The organism is Sodalis sp. RH21 (assembly GCF_047324175.1).
Lineage (GTDB): Bacteria > Pseudomonadota > Gammaproteobacteria > Enterobacterales > Enterobacteriaceae > Acerihabitans.
The window spans coordinates 4,592,629-4,615,529 of record NZ_CP178732.1 but is presented as its reverse complement, the minus strand read 5'-3'; the positions used below and the strand labels follow the sequence as shown (position 1 = coordinate 4,615,529).

The following is a 22,901-nucleotide window of genomic DNA, read 5'->3' as shown; positions in this document are numbered from 1 at the left end:
GATTTAGTGCGACGACACAAAAAGGGAAGGGGATGACGGCGGCACGGCAAAATTCGCCTGCATGCGTTTCACCTCCTCGGTGGGGCTGCGTCCGAACAACCGCTTAAATTCGCGGCTGAACTGCGATGCGCTTTCATAACCCACGGCCAGGGACGCCGTCGCCGCGGTCATATGATTGCGCGCCATAAGCAGGCGCGCCTGATGCAGACGCGTTGATTTAAGGTACTGCATGGGCGAGGTTTGAGTCACCGCTTTGAAATGACTGAAGAATGTCGGTAGGCTCATGCCCGCTTCCCCAGCCAGTTGCTCCACGTCCAGCTCCGTAGCATAGGCGGCGTGGATGCGGCGGATGGCTTTGGCGATTTTGCCGAACTGCCCCCGCATCGTCAGCGCCGAGCGCATCGCGCCGCCCTGTTCCCCGGTCAATACCCGAAAATAAAGTTCACGCACCAGCGCCGGACCCAGAATTTCGGCCTCCAGCGGCCGGCCGATCGCTTCCAGCAGGCGCAGTACGGACTCGCTGAACGAGCGATCCATCCGCGTCGATATCATCCCCATGGGCACGGCTTCGCAGCCGCCGTCCCGCCGATCGATCTCTAACAGCAGATCGGCGGCGACGGTAAAATCAAGATGCATATAAATCGCCAGCAGCGGTTCCTGCTCGCTGGCATCGGTTTCCATGGTAAAGGGGACCGGCACCGAAACCGCGAGATAGTGCTGCTCATCGTACAGATAAAGCCGCTGGCCGAACCAGCCGCGTTTGCGGCCCTGGCAAACAATCACTATACCCGGATCGTACAGTACCGGGGTGCGGCTAAGCGGGCGATTGGACCGCAGCAACCGGACACCCGGCAGCGCCGTGAGGTTGTACCCTTCCCGAGGCGCCAGCGCGGTCAGCAGCGACACAATGCGCCGCTGGGCCGCGCCGGTATCCTTATCGCCATTCTCCACGTGCTTGATCCCCATTCAGAGTATTCGGCATTGATTATGCCATAAAGAGTCAGCCGGGATAACACAGTCATAGAATCAGGCAAGATATTCAGAGTAACCGATATCCGCATTCAGCCGCCGCGGGGCTACCATCCCTGTGCCTGCTTATTCTCAAGCCGGTACGCCGCTACGGGCGTTAATCCACACAATCACTGATTCAACGAGGCAATCTTATGTCTGCAATAAAAACCTTGCTTATAACCGGCGCGAGCAGCGGATTTGGCCGCGCGCTGGCCATCGCTGCCCTGGCCGGCGGCTACCGGGTGGTGGGCACCGTGCGCAGCGAAGCGGCGCGGCGGGAGCTGGAAGCGCTACATCCGGTCAACGCCTTTGGCCGCATTCTGGACGTGACCGACTTCGATCGTATCCTGCCCGCGGTACGGGAAATCGAGTCGGCGCTGGGACCGATCGACGTGCTGGTGAATAATGCCGGCTATGGGCACGAGGGCGTTTTTGAAGAGTCGACCCTGGATGAGATGCGCCGCCAGTTCGATGTCAATGTCTTCGGGGCGGTGGCCGTAACCCAGGCCATCTTGCCCTTTATGCGCGAGCGGCGGCGCGGACATATTATCAATATTACGTCGATGGGCGGGTTTATCACCATGCCCGGCATTGCGTTCTATTGCGGCAGTAAGTTTGCGCTGGAGGGCATATCCGAAGTGCTGGGCAAGGAACTCAAGCCGTTTGGTATCGCCGTGACCGCCGTCGCGCCGGGATCGTTTCGTACCGATTGGGCGGGACGTTCGATGGTGCGTTCACCCAGAAGCATTGCGGATTACGATAGCCTGTTTGATCCGATCAGAAAGGGCCGGGAAGAAAAAAACGGCAGGCAGCTTGGCGATCCCGATCGAGCCGCCAGGGCGATCTTGACCATTATCGGCCACGCGCAGCCGCCGGCCCATCTGCTGCTGGGCAGCGATGCGCTGGCGCTGGTGCGTAATAAGCTCGCGGACTGCGCGCTGGAAATCGACGCCTGGGAAGACCTTACGCGCTCCACCGACGGCCAGGGATAAGGGCATCCTGGCCTGAACGCCCGGCGCGGGTACGGCTACAGTTTGGCGAAGCTGCGGCGGGCGGCGTCGACGGTGCGTTGGATATCCTCGTCGCTATGGGCCAGGGACATAAACCCGGCTTCAAACGCCGACGGCGCCAGATAGACGCCCTCCGCCAGCATCATATGGAAGAAGCGTTTGAACCGCTCCACGTCGCAGGCCATCACGTCCTGGTAGCTGGTGACGGCGGGCGCATCGGTAAAGAAAATGCCGAACATGCCGCCCACATGGTTCACTACCAGTGGGATGCCTTCATCCCGCGCGGCATTAAGCAGCCCATCGGCCAGGCGATCGGTCAGGTCGGAGAGCGTGGCGTAAATGCCGGGACGGGAGATTTCCGTCAGGCAGGCGAAACCGGCGGCCATGGCGATGGGGTTGCCCGACAACGTACCGGCCTGATAGACCGGTCCGGTGGGCGCCAGCGCCTGCATGACCTCGCGCCGGCCCCCGAAGGCGCCCACCGGCATGCCGCCGCCGATGATTTTACCCAGGCAGGTCAAATCCGGCACCACGCCGTAATAGGCCTGGGCGCCGGCCAGCGCCACCCGGAAACCGGTCATCACTTCGTCGATAATCAACAGCGCGCCGAACTCATCGCATAAGGCGCGCAGTCCGGGCAGGAACTCGGGCAGCGGCGGCACGCAGTTCATATTGCCGGCCACCGGTTCGACGATAATACAGGCGATTTCCCGGGGATAAAGCGCAAACATCTGGCGCACCGAATCCAGATCGTTAAACGTGCAGGTCAGGGTATGTTTGGCGAAATCCGCCGGCACGCCCGGCGAGCTGGGCTGGCCGAGGGTCAGCGCGCCGCTGCCGGCCTTGACCAGTAGACCGTCGGCATGGCCGTGGTAGCACCCCTCGAACTTGATGATTTTATCGCGCCCGGTATATCCCCGCGCCAGGCGTATGGCGCTCATGGTGGCTTCGGTGCCGGAGTTCACCATGCGCACCATATCCATGCTCGGCACCAGCTCCGTGACCAGGGCGGCCATGTTGACTTCTATGGCGGTGGGCGCGCCGAAGCTCAGGCCGCGCCCGACGGCTTCCAGCACCGCGTCGCGCACCGCCGGGTGATTATGGCCCAGCACCATCGGTCCCCAGGACCCGACATAATCGATATAGGCTTTTCCGTCCACATCGTACAACCAGGCGCCGTCCGCCCGCGCGATAAACAGCGGCGTACCGCCGACGCCGTTAAAGGCGCGCACCGGAGAATTCACCCCACCGGGGATCAGTTGCTGCGCCTGGGCGTACAGACTTTCGGATTGACTCATGAACCGGCTCCTGAATGGCAAATAAAAAGCGTTACTCGCCATAGTGTAATAAACTGACCGGCAATAAGACATCTTTGTCGAGCGTTACGGACGTAACTTTTATTCCATGCGTTACCCTGCGTGGGAAAGCACGCAGCGGTAAACAAAATATCCTGAACGCGCAATACTTGAACGTTATTGCCAGGTAGCGGATAATGACATTTCACATTAGGTTGTTGTGCCTTCAGCCTGATGAACTTGGTTGGGAGTAGATAAATGAGCGAAACGGCGGCACTGCCTTTACAGTTTACCGATTCAGCGGCAAAAAAAGTGAAACACCTGATTTCGGATGAAGAAAACCCGAACCTGAAATTGCGGGTTTATATCACCGGCGGCGGCTGTAGCGGCTTCCAGTATGGTTTTACCTTCGATGATAAAATCAACGAAGACGATTTGACCATCGAAAAACAGGGCGTGGCGCTGGTGGTGGACCCCATGAGCCTGCAATACCTGATCGGCGGTTCGGTGGATTATACCGAAGGGCTGGAGGGTTCGCGTTTTATCGTCACCAATCCAAATGCCAAGACCACCTGCGGTTGCGGATCGTCATTTAGCATCTGACGGGCGGCGTTGATGGTTAGGGTACCGGTACGGCTTGCCGCGCCGGTATTTTTTTGCCCGCGGTTTGACGCGGGCGCCAATCAGGGCTTGTTATCCAGCTCGAAGGTGGGCAGTTTTAAATGCCAGCGGATCGCCGCCAGACGGATGGCGAGGGTAATCGCCATGCCCAATATCGACGCGTGCTGCGCGCTGACATGGAACGTATGAAAGGCCGTGGTATGGACGATGCCGCCGATGATGCAGGCGGTGGCGTAAACCTCGGTACGCAGGATCATCGGGATTTCCCGCGCCAGCACGTCGCGGATAATGCCTCCGCCCACGCCGGTAATCACCCCCATGCAGACGGCGATCAGCGGGCCGGTGCCGCTGGCGAAGGCTTTATTCACCCCGATGCCGACAAATACCGCCAGACCGATGGCATCCAGTACCGGTAGTATCCATTTTGGTAGTTGCCGCGGCTGCCTGATGGTCAGTATGGCGACAAAACAGGTCACCATCGCCACCACCAGATCCGTCGGGTCCTTGACCCAGAATACCGGACCGTTATTTAACGCCATATCCCGGATGGTTCCGCCGCCCACGGCGGTCACCACGCCCAGCACCAGCACGCCGAACGGGTCCATGCGCAGTTTTCCTGCCAACAGCACCCCGGAGACGGCGAATACCGCCGTGCCGAGGACATCGAGAAAGCCCAGCATCATTGTGCTCCAGTCGTGGGGGCGGAGGCCAATTGTTGGCAAAGTTGTTGTGCCGCCAGCAGGATTCTCGGCCCGCCGCGGTTAAACCAATCTTCGTTCAGCGCAATAACCGGCACGGTCAGCTGCGGCCGCCAAAAGGCTTGGGTGACGGGAATGCGCGCCTTATCGCCGGCAATCACGATTAGCTGCGGTCGGCGGGCCAATACCTGCTCGCGGCCGATTTGCGGCCAGGGCACCGGACTGTCGGCAAAGATATTGCGCGCCCCGCACAGGGACAAAATCTGGCTTTGCAGCGTCTGTTTACCGGCGGTAAACAATGGCTGGGCGCCGAATTGCAAAAACACCCGCGTGGCGGGATTGCCGGCATAACGCTGTTTCAGGTCCGCCACCTGTCGGCGCAGCGCGCGGGCCGCCTGGCGGGCCTGTTCGGGATGCGGGCTGTAGCCGGCCAGGTTATCCAGCGCGCGGGCCATATCTTCCACGCTGAGCGGGTCGATATAGATAATGGGGATGCCGAAGGCCGCCAGTTGATCCAACTGGCGCTGCGGGTTGCCCCCGCGCCAGGCCAGGATCAGGTCCGGCTTGAGCGCCAGTACCCGTTCGACATTGATGCCCTGCCATGAGGCGACCTGCTCCAGCCGTTTGGCGGCGGGGGGATAATCCGACCAGGCGCTGGCGGCCACCAGCACATCGCCCATGCCCGCCGCATAAGCCAGTTCGGTGGTATGCGGCGCCAGGCTTATCACCCGCTGCGCCGCTGCGGCGGGCAGCGCGGCCAGCAGCATCAGCAGGGCCGCCGGCAGCCAGGTTCCCGGGCTTAGCGCCAGGCCGGCCAAGATGGCGCGCAGCGCCGCCAGACGGACGCGCAACGTAACCGGGAAACCACGGCGCCGGACATAACCACTACGCGGGCATGCCGGACGCGGGGAGATTGAACGCAGCGCCGTTCGCCGGGATGCCGGCATTAGCTCGCCTGTGCCAGGGTTTGCAGCATGGCTGCCACCAGGCGGCTGGATTGTTTGGCCGCCACCGCCAGAAACTCATCGAAACTCAGGTGCGAGGCTTGATCCGCTACATCGGAAATGGCGCGCACCACGACAAACGGCACGGCGAACAGATGGCATACATGGGCAATGGCCGTGGCTTCCATTTCCACCGCAATCGCCATGGGGAAGGTAGTGCGGATATGGTTTAGCGGGGCGGCGCCGTTGATAAACGCATCGCCGCTTACCACCAGGCCGCGCACCGCATGCTGATCCAGCCGGGCTATGCATTTTTCCGCCAGGGCGATCAGCGCCTCGGCAGCCGGAAAAGCCGCCGGACATTGCGCCATTTGTCCCGGCTCGTAGCCGAAGGCGGTGACATCCACATCGTGGTAACGCACTTCGGTGGAGACGACGATATCCCCGACGTTAAGCGTGGGCGCCAGACCGCCGGCCGAACCGGTATTGATCACCAGGTCGGGATGGAAATGATCCAATAAGAGCGTCGTGCCGAGCGCGGCGGAAACCTTGCCGATCCCGGATTTCACCAGCGCCACGTCGACCCCGTGCAGCCGGCCGCTGTAAATTTCGCATCCCGCCTGTTGCCAGGTGGTGCGGTTTTCGATCTGATCGCGCAGCAGGGCCACTTCTTGTTCCATCGCGCCGATAATGCCTACTCTCATCGTGTTGCCCTTTTGGTAAGTAAGGAGTTGATAAATAAAACTCAATAATAACGTGGCGGCTTGCCAGGGCTGCTATTCTAGCATGCCTGGCGACAGGAAATAATTACCGCTACGGTTGCATTTAACGCCGGGTATGGGTATCACGGTAGCTAAGGAAATAAATCGGGGGGATCATGATGTCCGCAATCGACTTTAGCAAGAAACTCAGTTTTCAGCGCCCATTCAGTTCTCCCATTGCCGCATCGGATGAATATAGCGTCATTCGCCAGTTTGAAAGCGATCGCGGACGTATTATCAACTCCGCCGCTATCCGCCGGTTGCAGCAAAAGACCCAGGTATTTCCCTTGGAGCGTAACGCCGCGGTACGCTCGCGCCTGACCCATTCCCTGGAAGTCCAGCAGGTGGGCCGGCATATCGTAAAAGAAATTTTTCATCAATTGAAACGCGAACAACGCATTGCGCCGCTGGGGCTGGAGCAATTGGAAGCGCCCTGCGAAAGCATCGTGGAAATGGCCTGCCTGATGCATGATATCGGCAATCCGCCGTTCGGCCATTTCGGCGAGGCGGCGATCAACGACTGGTTCGGCCAGCGCCTGGATATCGCGGGCCTGGGCAATGAGGCCCAGGGCAACGACCGCTGCCGGGTGGAGGTGTTGCAACTGCGCGCCGGCCAGGATGACGATAATGCTCTGCGCAGCCGGATACGCCTCGATCTGTGCCATTTTGAAGGCAATGCCCAGGCGATCCGCATGGTACATAGCCTGCTTAAGCTCAATCTGACTTATGCCCAGGTGGGCTGTATTCTGAAATATACCCGTCCGGCCTACTGGCGGGGCGAGGTTCCGGCGCAGTTCAGCTACCTGATGAAAAAACCGGGTTATTATCTGGCTGAGGAAGAGTATGTCAAAACATTGCGCGCGCAGTTATCGTTGGGCGAATTCCATCGCTTTCCGCTGACCTATATTATGGAAGCCGCCGATGACATCTCTTATTGCATTGCCGATCTGGAAGATGCGGTGGAGAAAAAGATCTTTACCGTCGAGCAGCTTTATAACTATCTGCATGAAGAATGGGGGCCGGTGGAAAAAGGCGATTTGTTCCAGCAAGTGGTCGTGCAGGTATTTGATAAGATAAAGCGTAGTCAGGGGTTGCGCAGCGGCGACCAGTTCTTTATGTATTTGCGGGTCAATACCGTGGCCTGCCTGGTGCCCCATGCGGCGCAGCGTTTTTTAGATAATATCTCGCCGATATTCGACGGCTATTTTAATCAGGCGCTGCTGGAAGACTCCAGTCCGGCTTACCGATTGCTGAAAATATTTAAAGCGGTCGCTTTTAAACATGTGTTCAATCATCCCGAAGTCGAGCAACTTGAATTGCAGGGCTATCGGGTGATAAGCGGCCTGCTGGAGATTTACAACCCTTTGCTGGAGATGCCTTTGCCGGCATTTCAAGAGCTGGTGGCGAAGGATTATCACCGGGATTATATGATTCCCACCCGCCTGTTCCATAAACTGTCCACCAAGCATCGCCTGGCATATGGTGAAGCGGTAGCGCAATTAAGCCACTATCCGCAGCGCCAGCAGCCGATGATGGAATTTTATTATCGGGCGCGTTTAATTCAGGACTATATTAGTGGTATGACCGATCTTTATGCGTGGGATGAATACCGGCGGTTAATGGCCGCGGAGTAAACCGGCCAGGAAATAGGGTGGATTTTTGTAAACTGGCCCAATATTTATTTACCATTGTGACTTTTTTGGCACTGAACTTCGGGTTATTTCATTAATCTCACGGATATGACCACAGCAATGGGTCTGCATAATTACCTGATACTCATAGTCGAGACAACACTAGATGAAAAAAACGAATTTGGTCCTGAGTGCGCTGGCGTTAAGTTTGGGGCTGGCGCTGAGTCCCGTGTCCTCCTTCGCGGCGGAAACCGCCTCGACCAACCAGCAACTCCCGAGTCTGGCCCCCATGCTGGAGAAGGTGATGCCGTCGGTGGTCAGTATTAGTGTTGAAGGCAGCGCCCCGGTCAGTTCGGCGCGGGTGCCGGAGCAATTCCAGCAATTTTTCGGCGAAGATTCGCCGCTGTGCCAGGATGGTTCGCCTTTCCAGGCGTCCCCCCTATGCCAGGGCGGCGGCGGTGAAGGCGACGGCAATACCCCGCCGGCTAAAGAGAAATTCATGGCGCTGGGCGCCGGGGTGATTATCGATGCCGGGAAAGGTTATGTGGTAACTAATAATCATGTGGTGAATGACGCGACCAAAATCCAGATTCAGCTGTACGATGGCCGCCGGTTCGATGCCAAAATCATCGGCAAAGATCCCCGCTCGGATTTGGCGCTGGTGCAGTTGATTGATTTTAAAAATCTGACCGCGATTAAAATGGCCGATTCGGAACAGCTGAGGGTAGGGGATTATACCGTGGCCATCGGCAATCCGTACGGGCTGGGGGAAACGGCTACGTCGGGCATTGTTTCCGCGTTGGGCCGCAGCGGGCTGAATACTGAAAATTACGAGAACTTTATCCAGACCGATGCCGCCATCAACCGCGGGAATTCCGGCGGGGCGCTGGTTAACCTGAACGGCGAGCTGATAGGCATCAATACCGCGATTCTGGCGCCGGACGGGGGCAATATCGGTATCGGTTTTGCCATTCCCAGCAATATGGTGAAAAACCTGACCGCGCAGATGGTGGAATATGGCCAGGTAAGGCGCGGCGAGATCGGCATTTTGGGTGCCGAGTTGAATCCCGAACTGGCGAAGGCGATGAATGTCGATGCCCAGCGCGGCGCATTTGTCAGCCAGGTGTTGCCTAAGTCGGCCGCGGCTAAGGCCGGGGTCAAGGCCGGCGATATTATCGCGACGATGAATGGTAAGGCGATCGGTAGTTTTGCCGCGTTCCGGGCCGATATCAGTTCGCTGCCGGTCGGTACGAAGGTTTCACTGGGCTTGCTGCGCGATGGCAAACCCCTGAATGTGGTGGTGACCCTGGAGCAAAGTACGCAATCGCAGGTGGATTCAGGGTTTGTGTTTACCGGCATTGAAGGGGCGGATTTGAGTAATACCCAAAATGGCGATCAGAAAGGCGTCAAGGTGGATAATGTCAAGGCCGGCAGTACCGCGGCGAAAGTTGGCCTGAAGAAGGGCGATATTATCCTGGGGGTCAATCAGCAGCCGGTGCAGAATTTGGGCGAGTTGCGTAAGATTTTGGATACCAAACCGCCGGTATTGGCGTTAAATGTGCAGCGCGGCGATACGACGATTTATTTGCTGGCGCAGTAAGAGCCGCCGCCCGCTGCGGGGCCGGTGCCGGCGGGTCTACCATGCCGTGGGGCGCTCGGGCGGGCAGGAAAACCATGCCCGCTTCGGCCCCATCGGCATGCTCCCCCTTTAACAGGGCCTGCTGCGGGTCCGGTGCCGGCGGGTCTACCATGCCGTGGGGCGCTCGGGCGGGCAGGAAAACCATGCCCGCTTCGGCCCCATCGGCACGGTCCCCCTTTAACAGGCTCGCTGCGGGTTGGGTGATAGCGGGTCTACCATGCCGTGGGACGCTCGGGCGGGCAGGAAAACCATGCCCGCTTCGGCCCCATCGGCATGCTCCCCCTTTAACAGGGCCTGCTGCGGGTCCGGTGCCGGCGGGTCTACCATGCCGTGGGGCGCTCGGGCGGGCAGGAAAACCATGCCCGCTTCGGCCCCATCGGCACGGTCCCCCTTTAACAGGGCCTGCTGCGGGTCCGGTGCCGGCGGGTCTACCATGCCGTGGGGCGCTCGGGCGGGCAGGAAAACCATGCCCGCTTCGGCCCCATCGGCACGGTCCCCCTTTAACAGGCTCGCTGCGGGTTGGGTGATAGCGGGTCTGCCATGCCGTGGGACGCTCGGGCGGGCAGGAAAATCATGCCCGCTTCGGCCCCATCGGCATGTTCCCCCTTTAACAGGCTCGCTGCGGGTTGGGTGATAGCGGGTCTACCATGCCGTGGGGCGCTCGGGCGGGCAGGAAAATCATGCCCGCTTCGGCCCCATCGGCATGCTCCCCCTTTAACAGGCTCGCTGCGGGTTGGGGCTTGAGTTGCGTGCCTGTGGCGATACGTTTTTTCGCGATCAGAATGTGATATCCCCCACAAAATTAGTGAGTAAGACTCTCCTTTATGCGTTTGCACAATGTATGAGCGTCGGCGCGCGTATACAATAGGGCAAAGGGCTTAACGGGATGGGGGACAGGATGGCTACATATCATCTTGATGCGAAACTGGCACAAGAAATTGTGGCAAGAACAATGCAAATTATCGACAGTAATATCAACGTGATGGATGCCCGGGGCCGGATTATCGGCAGTGGCGACGAAGAACGTGTCGGTGAATTGCATGAGGGAGCGTTACTGGCATTGTCCCAGGCCAGGGTAGTGGATATCGACGACGGGGTGGCACGGCATCTGCATGGGGTGCGTCCCGGGATTAATCTGCCGCTCAAAATCGATGGCAATATTGTCGGCGTTATTGGTTTGACCGGCAATCCCAGCCAGCTAAGGCAATACGGTGAACTGGTCTGCATGACGGCGGAAATGATGCTGGAGCAGGCGCGTTTACTGCACATGCTGGCGCAGGACAGCCGGCTGCGCGAGGAACTGGTGCTTAATTTGATCCGCGCCGAGGAAGTCACTCCGGCGCTGATTGAATGGGCGCAGCGCTTGGGGATTGATATCAACCAGCCCCGGGTGGCCGCGGTAGTGGAAGTGGACAGCGGCCAGTTTGGCGTGGACAGCGCCATGGCGGAATTGCAGCAGTTGCAGACCCTGTTGACCACGCCGGAGCGGGATAACCTGATCGCGATTGTTTCGCTTACGGAAATGGTGGTGTTGAAACCGGCATTAAACAGCCACGGCCGCTGGGATGCGGAAGAACATCGCCGCCGGGTGGATACGCTATTCTCGCGCATGACCGAAAGCAGTCGTTTGCGGGTCCGTATCGCCCTGGGCAACTATTTCCCCGGCGCCGGCGGCATCGCGCGGTCGTGGCGCACCGCCCGCACCACCATGGCGGTGGGCAAGCAGCGGTTGCCTGAACAACGCCGTTATTTTTATCCCGACCTGATGCTGCCGGTACTGCTCGACAGCCTGCGCGGCGGCTGGCAGGCCAGTGAACTGGTGCGTCCGCTGGCCAAACTCAAGGCGATGGATAATAACGGCCTGCTGCGCCGCACGTTAATCGCCTGGTTTCGCCATAACGTCCAGCCGACGCCAACGTCCAAAGCGCTGTTTATACACCGCAACACGCTGGAGTACCGCCTGAACCGCATCTCGGAAATGACCGGCCTGGATCTGGCCAACTTCGACGACCGCCTGCTGCTCTACATTGCCCTGCAACTGGATGACGAAGCCTAAGTCCCGCTATCACCGGTCCCACAGCGAGCCTGTTAAAGGGGGACCATGCCGTAGGGGTCGAAGCGGCCATGGTTTTCCTGGCCGCCGGAGCGCCCCACGGCATGGTAGACCCGCCGGCACCAAACCCGCAGCGAGCCTGTTAAAGGGGGCGCGCCCCGCGCTCCCGTAACCCCCTCTCACCTCACCAGCGCCGGCCGCTTGCGATCGAACGTCCAGCCCGGGATCAAATACTGCATCGCCGCCGCATCATTGCGCGCACCCGAAGGCATCTTCTTATAAAGATCGTGCTGCTTCTCAAGCAGCGCCATATCGATCTCCACCCCCAGCCCCGGCTTATCCGTCAACGCCACGGCGCCGTTAATGATTTGCAGCGGTTCCTTGGTCAAATGCTCCCCTTCCTGCCAAATCCAATGCGTATCCAACGCGGTCGGCTTGCCCGGCGCCGCGGCGCCCACCTGCACAAACATCGCCAGCGAAATATCAAAATGATTATTGGAATGGCAACCCCAGGTCAAACCCCACTCATCGCACAGCTGGGCCACGCGGATCGCGCCCTGCAACGTCCAGAAATGCGGATCGGCCAAAGGAATATCGATCGAATTAAGCTGTACCGCATGATTGAGCTCACGCCAATTGGTAGCGATCATATTGGTCGCTACCGGCAGACCGGTGGCGCGCTTGAACTCCGCCATCACCTCACGCCCGGAAAAACCCTGCTCGGCGCCGCACGGGTCCTCGGCATAAGCCAAAATGCCCCGCATATTTTTACACAGGCTGATAGCTTCCCGCAGCGACCAGGCACCGTTGGGGTCGATGGTAATGCGCGCATCCGGAAAACGTTTGGCCAGCGCGGTCACCGACTCGATCTCGGTTTCACCGGCCAGCACGCCGCCCTTAAGCTTAAAATCCTTGAACCCATAGCGGTCCTGGGCGGCTTCCGCCTGGCGCACCAGCGTCTCGGTCGTCATGGCCGCCTCGCGCCGCAGGCGATACCACTCATGGGACGCCGTTGCCGGCGTGGCCTCATAAGGCAAATCGGTCAGGTTCTTATCACCGACATAAAACAAATAACCCAGCACCGGTACGCTATCGCGCTGCTTGCCCGGCCCCAGCAGTTCCGCCACCGGCACGCCGAGGTGCTGGCCCAGCAAATCCAGCAGCGCGGCTTCCAGCGCGGCCACCGCGTTAACCCGCAGCTCAAAGGTCCAGGCGCCTTTGCCGAACGAGTCGAAGTCATCCGTCACATGTCCTTGGTGTACGTCATGCACAATGCGGTTAAGCGTCGCCAGCGGCTGGCCAATCACCCGCTGGCGCGCGTCGAGCAGCGTAGTAAGAATCACCTCGCCGCCGGGGGCTTCACCTACGCCGGTACGTCCGGCGTTATCGGTCAGAATTACGATATTGCGGGTAAAATAGGCTCCGTGGGCGCCGCCGATATTCAGCAACATACTGTCATGGCCCGCCACCGGAATGACCTGCATCGCCGTCACTATGGGTGCGCCGGAAAAATCGCCGTTATCCATTATTTTCTCCTGTCGTAGCTAATAGTGGTTGCTCTACGCATCAGCATGCCTAAGATAATCGGCGTCTTGCGGGCCGCCGACCGTGAATTTTCTTTATAGCGCAATAGCGCAAAGAACCGGAAAACACGCCGCCGCAACCGGCGCACAGCCATGAGCGCGTATTTGCCATGAGATGATGGTAGCGCTGTCATTTTTCGGCCGGAAACATTACGGGGCCGCTATCGAGAAAGGAAGTATAAGTTTTGCAGGGGAGCTGCACATTGTGCTAATGACTTAATGGAAAAAAATAATACGTCAGGTTTTCAGGCAAAAGAACAGGGTGCTGTGATCGCTATCGCTAAACATAAAAAAGGCCGGGACTACCGGCCAAAGTTCTACAAGTGTCAAAGGTAATTAAGTGGCAATCAGGTCACCGGCGCCGGGTTGAATACGGACAGCGCATTATGGATACCCCATTGATCGGACCAGGTTTTCTTACGGCCGCTGGCGATATCCAGGATCAGTTCAAACAATTGCCAGCCCACGTCTTCAATGGTCGCTCTGCCGGTGGCGATGGACCCGGCGCTGATATCCATCAAATCAAACCAGCGATCGGCCAGCGCGTCGCGCGTCGCCATCTTGATCACCGGCACGGCAACCAAACCGTAGGGGGTACCGCGGCCGGTGGTAAATACCTGTACGGTAATGCCCGAGGCCATCTGTTGGGTACCGCAAATAAAATCACTGGCGGGGGTGGCGGCGAAAATCAGTCCCTTTTTCGTCGGACGCTGGCCGGGGGATAGCACTTCCACAATGGCGCTGGTGCCCGATTTTGCAATAGATCCGAGCGATTTTTCCACGATATTGGCCAAACCGCCTTTTTTATTGCCCGGGGTGGTATTGGCGCTGCGATCGCTTTTGCCATCGTCAAGGTAGTTATCATACCAGGCCATTTCCTCCAGCATCCGGCGTCCGACCTGCTCGTCAGCCGCCCGCGGCGTCAGCAGATGGATAGCGTCGCGTACTTCGGTGACTTCGGAAAACATGACCGTGGCGCCGCAGCGCACCAGCAGGTCCGAGGCAAAACCCACCGCCGGATTGGCGGTAACGCCGGAGAACGCGTCGCTGCCGCCGCACTGCGTACCCACCACCAGATCGGATACCGGACAGGTTTGGCGCTGGCGGGAATTCAGACGTTGCAGATGATCTTCCGCCACCCGCAGAATATCATCCACCATGGACTTGAAGCCCACGTGTTTCTCGTCCTGTAAACGGGTGATGCTCACTCCCGGTCGTTCCACCGCGATGGGAATTTGATCCTCGGTACCGGCCAGCAGGCGTTCGGGCGGCAACTTTTCGCAGCCCAGGCCGATCACCATGATTTCGCCGCCGAAATTAGGATTAAGGGCGATATTATGGATGGTGCGAATCGGCACCACCGCGGCGGGCGCATTAATGGCCACGCCGCAGCCGTACAGATGACTGAGTCCGACCACGCCGTCGACATTCGGGTATTTTGGCAACAGATCGCGTTCAATCAGTTTAACCACGTATTCAACCACGCCGGCCACGCATTGCACGCTGGTGGTAATGCCCAGCAGGTTTTTGGTACCGACGCTGCCGTCGGCATTGCGATACCCTTCAAAAGTATACCCTTCCAGCGGCGGCAGCGTCGGCGGGACCTTGGTGGCCAGCGGCAGGGTTTCCAGCGCCGGGGCCTTCGGCATCTCGACCAGCGATTCATCGATCCAACTGCCCAGTTTGATATCCCGCATGGCATAACCAATAACTTCGCCATATCTTATGATATCGCCGCCGGCGGGGATATCGCGCAAGGCGACCTTGTGCCCTTGCGGGACATGCTCAATTAACGTCAGGCCGTCTGAAAATTGGGTGCCGGCCGGTAAACCATTATTATTCACGATAATAGCGACATTATCGTCGACGTGAACTTTGATATACAATGCTTTTTCCGCATTGGTCATTATTGTTGATGACATAAACGTCTCCGCAAATACTAATCAGTTTTTATAACCCCGAATGAACAGACTAGTGGTGATAACAATACGGGTGATGAGGATATTATATGCGGAATATCCGGACTACTCATTGTGCAAATGACTGATTTTGGCGTTTTATAACGCATGATTACTAGGCGTATGGCATACATACTGTGATAGCAATCACCCTTCATCCGCCAAGGCCGCCACCGTAGGCAAGATAACGTGACGACCGTCGTGCTTTCACGTGTCTTTGACTAAATAAATGATGATATAACCCCTAATTATTGTGCTTATGCACAGTGTCATTTTAGGCGATGGTTTTTATACTAAGCGTGCCACTGTAATAGAACACAAGCCGGATAGCCGGTGAAATAAAAAGACTCTTGCGAGATTACTATTAACTTAAGATAACGGTGCGCAGCGCAAAAATAGTGTAGCGATATTTTTTGCATTGCCAGTAGCCTATCGTCTGATTAGAGCATATTCAATGAGCACATTACCTCTGAGAACCACTAGAACCAAAACACATGTTCGTTATGTTATTTTATTGATTATATTTTTGGTCACTGCGGTTAATTATGCCGACCGGGCTACTCTCTCCATCGCCGGTAGCAACGTCGCCAAAGATCTGGGCCTGGATGCCGGCCAAATGGGGCAAATATTTGCCGCGTTCGGCTGGGCCTACCTGATAATGCAGATCCCCGGCGGCTGGCTGCTGGACCGCTTCGGGTCCAAGCGTGTTTATACCTATAGCCTGTTTTTCTGGTCATTATTTACCCTGCTGCAAGGTTTTGTCGGCTGGTTCCCGTTGGCCTACGGCGCGATGACGCTATTTATCCTGCGGTTTATGCTGGGTTTTTCCGAGGCGCCTTCCTTCCCGGCCAACGCCCGCATCGTGGCCGCCTGGTTCCCCGCCATTGAACGCGGTACCGCATCGGCGATTTTTAACTCGGCGCAGTATTTCGCCCTGGCTATATTTTCACCCATCCTGGGCTGGTTGACCTTTACCTGGGGATGGGAACATGTCTTCACCGTCATGGGCGTGCTGGGTTTCATCATGACGTTGGTATGGATTAAATACATTCAAAACCCGAATAAACACCCAGGCGTTTCGCAGCAGGAACTGGATTATATCTCCGCCGGCGGCGCCATGGTCGATATGGATGCGCCCAAAGACGGCAAAAAAGACGGACCGAAATGGGATTACGTGAAGCAGATGCTGACCAACCGCATGATGCTTGGCGTTTTCTTCGGCCAGTATTTTATCAACAGTATTACCTGGTTCTTCCTGACCTGGTTTCCGATCTACCTGGTGCAGGATAAAGGCATGTCGATCCTGAAAGTGGGCCTGATTGCCTCAATCCCGGCGCTGTTCGGTTTCGCCGGCGGCGTGCTGGGCGGCGTGGTGTCCGACATCCTTATCAAGCGCGGCCATTCGCTGACCGTGGCGCGTAAAATACCGATCGTGTTGGGCATGTTGCTGGCCACCAGCATTATCCTGTGTAACTACACCAACAATACGATCATCGTGGTGGCGCTGATGGCGCTGGCATTCTTCGGTAAAGGCTTTGGCGCCCTGGGCTGGCCGGTGATTGCCGATACCGCGCCGAAAGAAGTTATCGGCCTGTGCGGCGGCATCTTCAACGTGTTCGGCAACGTCGCCTCCATCGTGACGCCGCTGGCTATCGGCTATATGGTCAAGGAATTACATTCATTTAACGCCGCACTGATTTTTGTCGGCTGCTCCGCCCTGGCGGCGATGCTGTGCTACCTGGTGGTGGTCGGCGAAATCAAGCGGCTGGTGCTGGTGAAATCCTAATCTCGTCGGGCCTGGCGGTATGGGCCCGCTAACGTTTCGTTTCTTTGCATAGAGGTAAATTATGAATACTCCACTACTGCCAAACCGTTTCCGTCAGAGCCTGCTGCAAGGAGAGACCCAGATCGGCTGCTGGTGCGCCTTGGCTAACCCGATCACTACGGAAGTGCTGGGCCTGGCGGGATTCGACTGGCTGGTACTGGACGGCGAACATGCGCCCAATGATGTCACCACCTTTGTTCCGCAGTTGATGGCCCTCAAAGGCAGCCATAGCGCGCCGGTGGTCCGTCCGCCGACCAATGAACCGATCATCATCAAGCGTCTGCTGGATATTGGTTTTTATAATTTCCTGATCCCGTTTGTGGAAACGGAGGAGCAGGCGCTGCGCGCGGTCTCCTTTACCCGTTATCCGCCTGCGGGCATTCGCGGTGTTTCGGTTTCCCAACGTAGCAACAACTACGGCACGGTGCCGGATTATTTCGGCACGATTAACGAAAACATCACGATACTGGTGCAAATCGAAAGCCAGGAGGGCGTCGACAATATCGACGCCATCGCGGCCGTCGACGGCGTGGACGGCATTTTTGTCGGCCCGGGCGATCTTTCCGCCGCCCTGGGATATCTGGGACAGCCTAACCACCCGGAAGTGCAACGCGTTATCCAGCATATATTTGCCCGCGCCAAAGCCGCCGGCAAGCCAAGCGGTATTCTGGCGCCGGCGGAAGTCGACGCGCGCCGCTACCTGGAGTGGGGCGCGACCTTCGTAGCGGTCGGCAGCGATTTAGGGGTATTCCGCGGCGGCACCCAGGCATTATGCGACAAATTTAAAAAATAACTGAACCGGCGCGCCCGGCGCGCCTCACACCTAAATAAAGCGTTTAGAGGTAATGGTAATGAAAATTGGATTTATTGGCTTAGGCATTATGGGAAAACCAATGAGCAAAAACCTGCTCAAAGCGGGCTACTCATTAGTGGTACTGGATCGCAATACCGAGGCGGTAGCCGACGTTGTCGCGGCCGGCGCCACCGCTGCCGATACGGCGAAATCCCTGGCTGAACAAGTCGACGTAATCATCACCATGTTGCCTAACTCCCCCCACGTTAAAGAAGTGGTACTGGGAGAAAACGGCGTGGTTGAAGGCGCGAAAGCCGGCACCGTGGTCATCGACATGAGCTCCATTGCCCCATTGGCCAGCCGTGAAATCGCCGCCGCCCTGGCGGAAAAAAATATCGCCATGCTCGATGCCCCGGTTAGCGGCGGCGAACCAAAGGCGATTGACGGCACGTTGTCGGTCATGGTCGGCGGCGATAAGGCCCTGTTCGACAAGCACTATGACTTACTGAAAACCATGGCGGGTTCCGTGGTGCATACCGGTGATATCGGCGCGGGTAACGTCACCAAGCTGGCTAACCAGGTTATCGTGGCGCTGAATATTGCCGCCATGTCCGAAGCGCTGGTGCTGGCCACTAAAGCTGGCGTCGATCCCGATCTGGTTTTCCAGGCTATCCGCGGCGGATTGGCCGGCAGCACCGTACTCGAAGCCAAGGCGCCGATGGTATTGGATCGCAACTTCAAGCCGGGTTTCCGCATCGATTTGCATATAAAAGATCTGGCCAATGCGCTGGATACGTCCCACGGCGTAGGCGCGCAACTGCCATTGACCGCGGTGGTAATGGAAATGATGCAGGCGCTTAAGCAAGACGGGCTGGGTAACTCGGACCATAGTGCGATTGCCTGCTATTATGAAAAATTAGCCAAAGTTGAAGTTAAACGGCAGTAAGTGGTCGGGCGCCGGTCCGGCGCCCCATCAGGCGGCGAAATAACCATTTCGCCGGCTTCAGCTCAACAGGCGCAGGTAGTCTATGAAAATAGTAATCGCACCGGATTCTTACAAAGAAAGCTTATCTGCTTTGGAAGTCGCAACGCAGATCGAACAGGGATTTCGTGAAGTGTTTCCCGATGCCCATTACGTTAAATTGCCGGTAGCGGACGGCGGCGAGGGCACCGTGGAAGCGATGGTGGCGGCCACGCACGGTGAAATCGTCAACGTCCGGGTCACCGGGCCGCTGGGTGCCCAGGTCGATGCTTTCTTCGGTTTGTCCGGCGATAAGCAAACCGCGTTTATTGAAATGGCCGCCGCCAGCGGGCTGGAAATCGTGCGCGCCTGCGATCGCAATCCGCTGCTCACCACCTCTTTTGGCACCGGCGAACTTATCCGCTCGGCCCTGGACCACGGCGTTAAGCACTGCATTATCGGCATCGGCGGCAGCGCCACCAACGACGGCGGTTCCGGCATGGTGCAGGCATTGGGCGGTGGGCTGCTGGACGACCAGGGCCGGCAAATCGGCTACGGCGGCGGCGAACTGGATAAACTGGCGCGCATTGATATCACCCAGCTTGACCCGCGGATCAAGGACTGCCGTTTCGAGGTGGCCTGCGATGTCACCAATCCCTTGACCGGGGACGAAGGCGCCACGGCGATTTTCGGCCCGCAGAAAGGGGCTACCCCCGCGATGATCAAGCGATTGGATGCTTCCCTCAAGCACTACGCGGCGATCATCAAGCGCGATCTGGATAAAGACGTCGAACATATCCCTGGCGCCGGCGCCGCCGGCGGCATGGGCGCGGGTTTGCAAGCCTTTTGCGGCGCGGAACTGCGCAAGGGGATTGAAATCGTGACCGAGGCGCTGGGATTGGATGCCATCGTCCGGGATGCCACCCTGGTGATTACCGGGGAAGGGCGCATCGATAGCCAGACCATTCACGGGAAAGTCCCGATTGGCGTGGCGAAGGTGGCCAAACGCTATAACAAACCGGTTATCGGTATCGCCGGCAGCCTGACCGAAGACGTCGGCGTGGTTCATCAGCACGGCCTGGATGCGGTATTCAGCGTGTTATATGAAATTTGTACCTTGGACGAGGCGCTGGGCAATGCCGCGCGCAATGTCCGTTTGACGGCCCGGAATATCGCCGCCACCATCAAACTTGCCCAACAGCTGCGCTAAGCGCGGTAGACCGACGCCCTGCGCGCGCTCTTTTCGCCCAGGCTAAGGCTATACACCAGGCCGTTCCCCGGGAGCGGCCTTTCCCGGTTCCGGGCGTGATGGCCTAGACGGTGATAAAAGGTTCCGAAGCCAGCGTCACGTTTTCAATCTCATCCAGCATCTCCAGCCATTCCGGCTCCAGGGCCGCCACCGGCGCCCCCGCGCGCAGCTGGCGTTCAATATCGGCGCAGAGCTGCTGGAGCCGCGGTACGCCGCTATAGCTGCAACTGCCGTGCAATTTATGGATCAGCGCGCCGATATCTTTATCCTGCGCGCCGTTCACAATGGCGGCCACCCGCTGTTTTACCTCGGGCAGAAAACCAATCAGCATGCATAGCAGATCCTGCGCCAGATCTGGCTTGTTGGCGGCCTGGCGCAGCGCCAGTTGCCAATCCAGCGTGCTACCGGCGGCCTGGCAGCCGGCCGGCGCCGGCGGCGTGGACTGAACGTTCGCCGGCGCGGCGGTGGAGTAGCGCGCCAGCAATTGTTGCAGCATCGTTTCGTCAATGGGCTTGGCCAGGCAATCATCCATGCCCGCCGCCAGCAGTTTCTCCCGCTCGTTGCCCAAGGTATGGGCGGTAACCGCCACGATCGGGGTATGTTGATGGCGCGGCAGTTGCCGCAGAAGCTCAAGCGCGCGCAATCCGTCGATTTCCGGCATCTGGATATCCATCAGAATAATGTCCAGGGCATGCTGGCCGGCATAGGCCAACGCTTCGCGGGCGTTGGCGCACAAAATGGTCTGTCCCACCTGTTCTTGCAGCAGCGCGCCGATTAATTTGAGATTGGCCGGATTGTCGTCCACCGCCATGACGGTAAGCGGCAGGCGCGGCGCATCGGAGGGGGTGGGCGGCAGGGGAGCCGGCACCCGCGTCTCCCGGCGCAGCAAGGACAAGAAGCGGGTGGCGGAAACCGGCTTGGCCACGCAGGCATAAGCCCCCATCCGTTTGATTTGCTCCGCTTCCACCATCGTCTGGCTGGGCAAGGCTAAAATAACGCAGCCGGAGAATTTGGCGGCTTCCGCCAGTTCGCGCTTGATATCCACCAGGGAAATCCGCTGGGTGACGGGTTTCCCGATCAATAACAGATCAAAACGTTGCGCCGGCAATTGCGCCAGGGCGGGGCTAAAGCTGATGGCGAGCGGCGTCGCCGCCAGCATATTCAGCGTGGCCTGGGCGGCGGCGGGGTTGGCTTCGACAAACGCCAGGCGCTTATCGCGCAGATGTTCATAATCCTGCGGGCCGTCTCCGGTGCCGCCGCCGAGCTGTAGCGGGATATGAAACCAGAATGAGGAGCCGCGGTTCACCTGGCTATGGAAACTAATATCGCCGCCCATCTCTTTGATGAGCTTTTGGGTAATCACCAGACCCAGCCCGGTGCCCCCGTGGCGGCGGGTAATGCTGGCATCCGCCTGGCGAAATGCCTGAAACAGCTGCGACTGCTGGCGCTCGGCGATGCCGATGCCGGTATCATGAATCTGCATTTCCAATTCCATTTGGTGATGATCGCCGCCGCGCTTTTCAATCCGGATATCGATATTGCCCTGCTCGGTAAATTTAATGGCGTTGCCCAGCAGGTTGGTCATCACCTGCTGCAGGCGCAGCGGATCGCCGATGACCCGATCGGGCACGTCCTGCTGGACATCCAGGGTAATCTCCAGCCCTTTTTCATGGGCGGTCTGCGCCAGCAGCACGATGACATCGTCCAGGGTGGCGCGCAGCGCAAACGGAATGGCTTCCAGTATCAGCTTGCCCGCTTCCAGTTTGGAAAAATCCAGCACATCGTTAATGATGCTCAGCAGGTTATTGCCCGAGCGCTCGATGGTTTGCAGATAATCGCGCTGGGTAGGGGATAAAGGCGTTTTCAAGGTTTGGCGGGTAAAGCCGATCACGCCGTTAAGCGGGGTGCGCAGTTCATGGGACATATTGGCCAGAAATTCGGATTTGATCCGCACCGCTTCCTGGGCGCGCTTTTTGGCCAAATCCAGCTCGACGTTTTGGATTTCCATCTGCTCCAGGGTTTCGCGCAGATCCGAGGTGGCCTGATCGATATTTTGCTGCATCTCCTCATGATAGGCGGCCAGGGACATGGCCATGGAGTTAATGCCGTTTTTCAGCATATCCAGCTCGCCCAGCATATAACCTTCCACCCGGCTGTCGAGCTGGCCGCGGCGGATGCGATCGACGGTGCTGACCATATTGCGGATGGGGCCGGTCACGTCGCGCATCAGGCGATAGGCGAACAGCATGGCGATACACAGGCACAGCAGCAACAGCAACGTGGAGACGAACGCTTCTTTGTATTGCTGGAGCCGCACCGAATCCAAATCCAGTTCGATGGTGATGTAGCCTAAGGGGGTGATGGGGGGGCCCGCCTGGTTTTCCGCGTCGGGCAAATCATTCTCGGAAATAATCGGCGTACGCATGATCAGCGAGCCGCCCCGGCGCGCCAGGGTCAATTCCTGGGGTAGCGGGCTGCCCGCCGGCAATTGCAATTGATTAATGTTCTGATGGTAGTTGGACGTCACGAACAGCTTATTGTCGGCATCAAACACGCTGATCGACCGCACGATGTCGGAATGATGGCGATGTAGCAGGTTGACCAGGTGGCGCACCGACTCCCGGTTATGGAAGGTCATGCCGTAAACGCCGGACACCGCCAGCGGCTCGATAATGCTCGCCCCGGCGTCCACCAGCTGATTTTGCAATTCGTTATAGCGGTGCACCACAAAAAATGCGCTAAGCAGCAATCCGATCAATAACGTCGGCGCCAATATCAGTATCATCATCCTTGCGCGCAAGCTGTATTTGGTCATAGCGTTCCAATATGGGAGAATGACGGACCGGATCTCCTGGAAACCCGTTGCAAA

Annotated in this window: 18 protein-coding genes; 9 read left to right on the top strand and 9 right to left on the bottom strand. The window is 58.2% G+C overall.

The annotated features are described in order from the left end of the window. Window positions 1–3: 3 nt before the first annotated feature. Window positions 4–966, bottom strand: coding sequence for an AraC family transcriptional regulator (locus tag ACL2XP_RS21340; protein WP_413735180.1), 963 nt, complete (start codon window positions 964–966; stop codon window positions 4–6). Window positions 967–1,163: 197 nt separating this feature from the next. On the opposite strand from ACL2XP_RS21340, the gene ACL2XP_RS21335 reads away from it, so the two are divergent. Then, window positions 1,164–2,003, top strand: a complete 840-nt coding sequence (locus ACL2XP_RS21335) for an oxidoreductase (protein ID WP_413735179.1) — start codon at window positions 1,164–1,166, stop codon at window positions 2,001–2,003. A 35-nt stretch (window positions 2,004–2,038) separates the two neighbouring features. Here the strand turns inward: ACL2XP_RS21335 and hemL are convergent, their stop codons facing one another. Then, on the bottom strand, window positions 2,039–3,319 hold the full coding sequence (hemL, locus tag ACL2XP_RS21330; protein WP_413735178.1) for a glutamate-1-semialdehyde 2,1-aminomutase: 1,281 nt from the start codon (window positions 3,317–3,319) through the stop codon (window positions 2,039–2,041). Window positions 3,320–3,574: 255 nt separating this feature from the next. Here hemL and erpA point away from each other — a divergent pair, with 255 nt between their 5' ends. Then, window positions 3,575–3,919, top strand: a complete 345-nt coding sequence (erpA, locus tag ACL2XP_RS21325; protein WP_413735177.1) for an iron-sulfur cluster insertion protein ErpA — start codon at window positions 3,575–3,577, stop codon at window positions 3,917–3,919. A gap of 80 nt (window positions 3,920–3,999) precedes the next feature. On the opposite strand, the gene ACL2XP_RS21320 is transcribed toward erpA, so the two are convergent. From ACL2XP_RS21320 to mtnN, 3 genes are all read right to left on the bottom strand, one after another. Next, entirely contained in the window at window positions 4,000–4,620 is a 621-nt protein-coding gene (locus tag ACL2XP_RS21320; RefSeq protein WP_413735175.1) for a TRIC cation channel family protein, read from the bottom strand. Next, the gene (gene btuF / locus ACL2XP_RS21315; protein WP_413739248.1) at window positions 4,617–5,402 is read right to left on the bottom strand and encodes a vitamin B12 ABC transporter substrate-binding protein BtuF; all 786 of its coding nucleotides are present in this window, start codon (window positions 5,400–5,402) and stop codon (window positions 4,617–4,619) included. The genes ACL2XP_RS21320 and btuF overlap by 4 nt, the downstream gene beginning before the upstream one ends. Window positions 5,403–5,581: 179 nt before the next feature. Next, on the bottom strand, window positions 5,582–6,283 hold the full coding sequence (gene mtnN, locus ACL2XP_RS21310) for a 5'-methylthioadenosine/S-adenosylhomocysteine nucleosidase (RefSeq protein ID WP_413735174.1): 702 nt from the start codon (window positions 6,281–6,283) through the stop codon (window positions 5,582–5,584). A gap of 176 nt (window positions 6,284–6,459) precedes the next feature. Between mtnN and dgt the strand changes: the two genes are divergently transcribed. Continuing rightward, window positions 6,460–7,974, top strand: coding sequence for a dGTPase (dgt, locus tag ACL2XP_RS21305; RefSeq protein WP_413739247.1), 1,515 nt, complete (start codon window positions 6,460–6,462; stop codon window positions 7,972–7,974). A 163-nt stretch (window positions 7,975–8,137) separates the two neighbouring features. Continuing rightward, entirely contained in the window at window positions 8,138–9,571 is a 1,434-nt protein-coding gene (degP, locus tag ACL2XP_RS21300) for a serine endoprotease DegP (protein WP_413735173.1), read from the top strand. A 216-nt stretch (window positions 9,572–9,787) separates the two neighbouring features. On the opposite strand, the gene ACL2XP_RS21295 is transcribed toward degP, so the two are convergent. Continuing rightward, complete coding sequence (locus tag ACL2XP_RS21295) at window positions 9,788–10,078, bottom strand: hypothetical protein (RefSeq protein WP_413735172.1); 291 nt, start codon at window positions 10,076–10,078, stop codon at window positions 9,788–9,790. Window positions 10,079–10,508: 430 nt separating this feature from the next. Between ACL2XP_RS21295 and ACL2XP_RS21290 the strand changes: the two genes are divergently transcribed. Then, entirely contained in the window at window positions 10,509–11,666 is a 1,158-nt protein-coding gene (locus ACL2XP_RS21290; RefSeq protein WP_413735170.1) for a CdaR family transcriptional regulator, read from the top strand. 176 nt (window positions 11,667–11,842) lie between these two features. Here ACL2XP_RS21290 and ACL2XP_RS21285 read toward each other — a convergent pair whose 3' ends face one another. Continuing rightward, window positions 11,843–13,189 carry an enolase C-terminal domain-like protein gene (locus ACL2XP_RS21285; protein ID WP_413735168.1) on the bottom strand — a complete coding sequence of 449 codons (1,347 nt, stop codon included), beginning with the start codon at window positions 13,187–13,189 and terminating at the stop codon, window positions 11,843–11,845. A gap of 404 nt (window positions 13,190–13,593) precedes the next feature. After that, window positions 13,594–15,168, bottom strand: a complete 1,575-nt coding sequence (garD, locus tag ACL2XP_RS21280; RefSeq protein WP_413735167.1) for a galactarate dehydratase — start codon at window positions 15,166–15,168, stop codon at window positions 13,594–13,596. Window positions 15,169–15,658: 490 nt separating this feature from the next. Here garD and ACL2XP_RS21275 point away from each other — a divergent pair, with 490 nt between their 5' ends. From ACL2XP_RS21275 to ACL2XP_RS21260, 4 genes are all read left to right on the top strand, one after another. Further along, window positions 15,659–16,990, top strand: a complete 1,332-nt coding sequence (locus tag ACL2XP_RS21275) for an MFS transporter (protein WP_413735166.1) — start codon at window positions 15,659–15,661, stop codon at window positions 16,988–16,990. A 61-nt stretch (window positions 16,991–17,051) separates the two neighbouring features. Next, on the top strand, window positions 17,052–17,822 hold the full coding sequence (garL, locus tag ACL2XP_RS21270; RefSeq protein ID WP_413735164.1) for a 2-dehydro-3-deoxyglucarate aldolase: 771 nt from the start codon (window positions 17,052–17,054) through the stop codon (window positions 17,820–17,822). Between the two features lie 52 nt (window positions 17,823–17,874). Then, window positions 17,875–18,768, top strand: coding sequence for a 2-hydroxy-3-oxopropionate reductase (gene garR, locus ACL2XP_RS21265; RefSeq protein ID WP_413735162.1), 894 nt, complete (start codon window positions 17,875–17,877; stop codon window positions 18,766–18,768). 82 nt (window positions 18,769–18,850) lie between these two features. Further along, window positions 18,851–19,993 carry a glycerate kinase gene (locus ACL2XP_RS21260; protein ID WP_413735161.1) on the top strand — a complete coding sequence of 381 codons (1,143 nt, stop codon included), beginning with the start codon at window positions 18,851–18,853 and terminating at the stop codon, window positions 19,991–19,993. Window positions 19,994–20,096: 103 nt separating this feature from the next. Here the strand turns inward: ACL2XP_RS21260 and barA are convergent, their stop codons facing one another. Beyond that, on the bottom strand, window positions 20,097–22,847 hold the full coding sequence (barA, locus tag ACL2XP_RS21255) for a two-component sensor histidine kinase BarA (RefSeq protein WP_413735159.1): 2,751 nt from the start codon (window positions 22,845–22,847) through the stop codon (window positions 20,097–20,099). Between the last annotated feature and the right edge of the window lie 54 nt (window positions 22,848–22,901).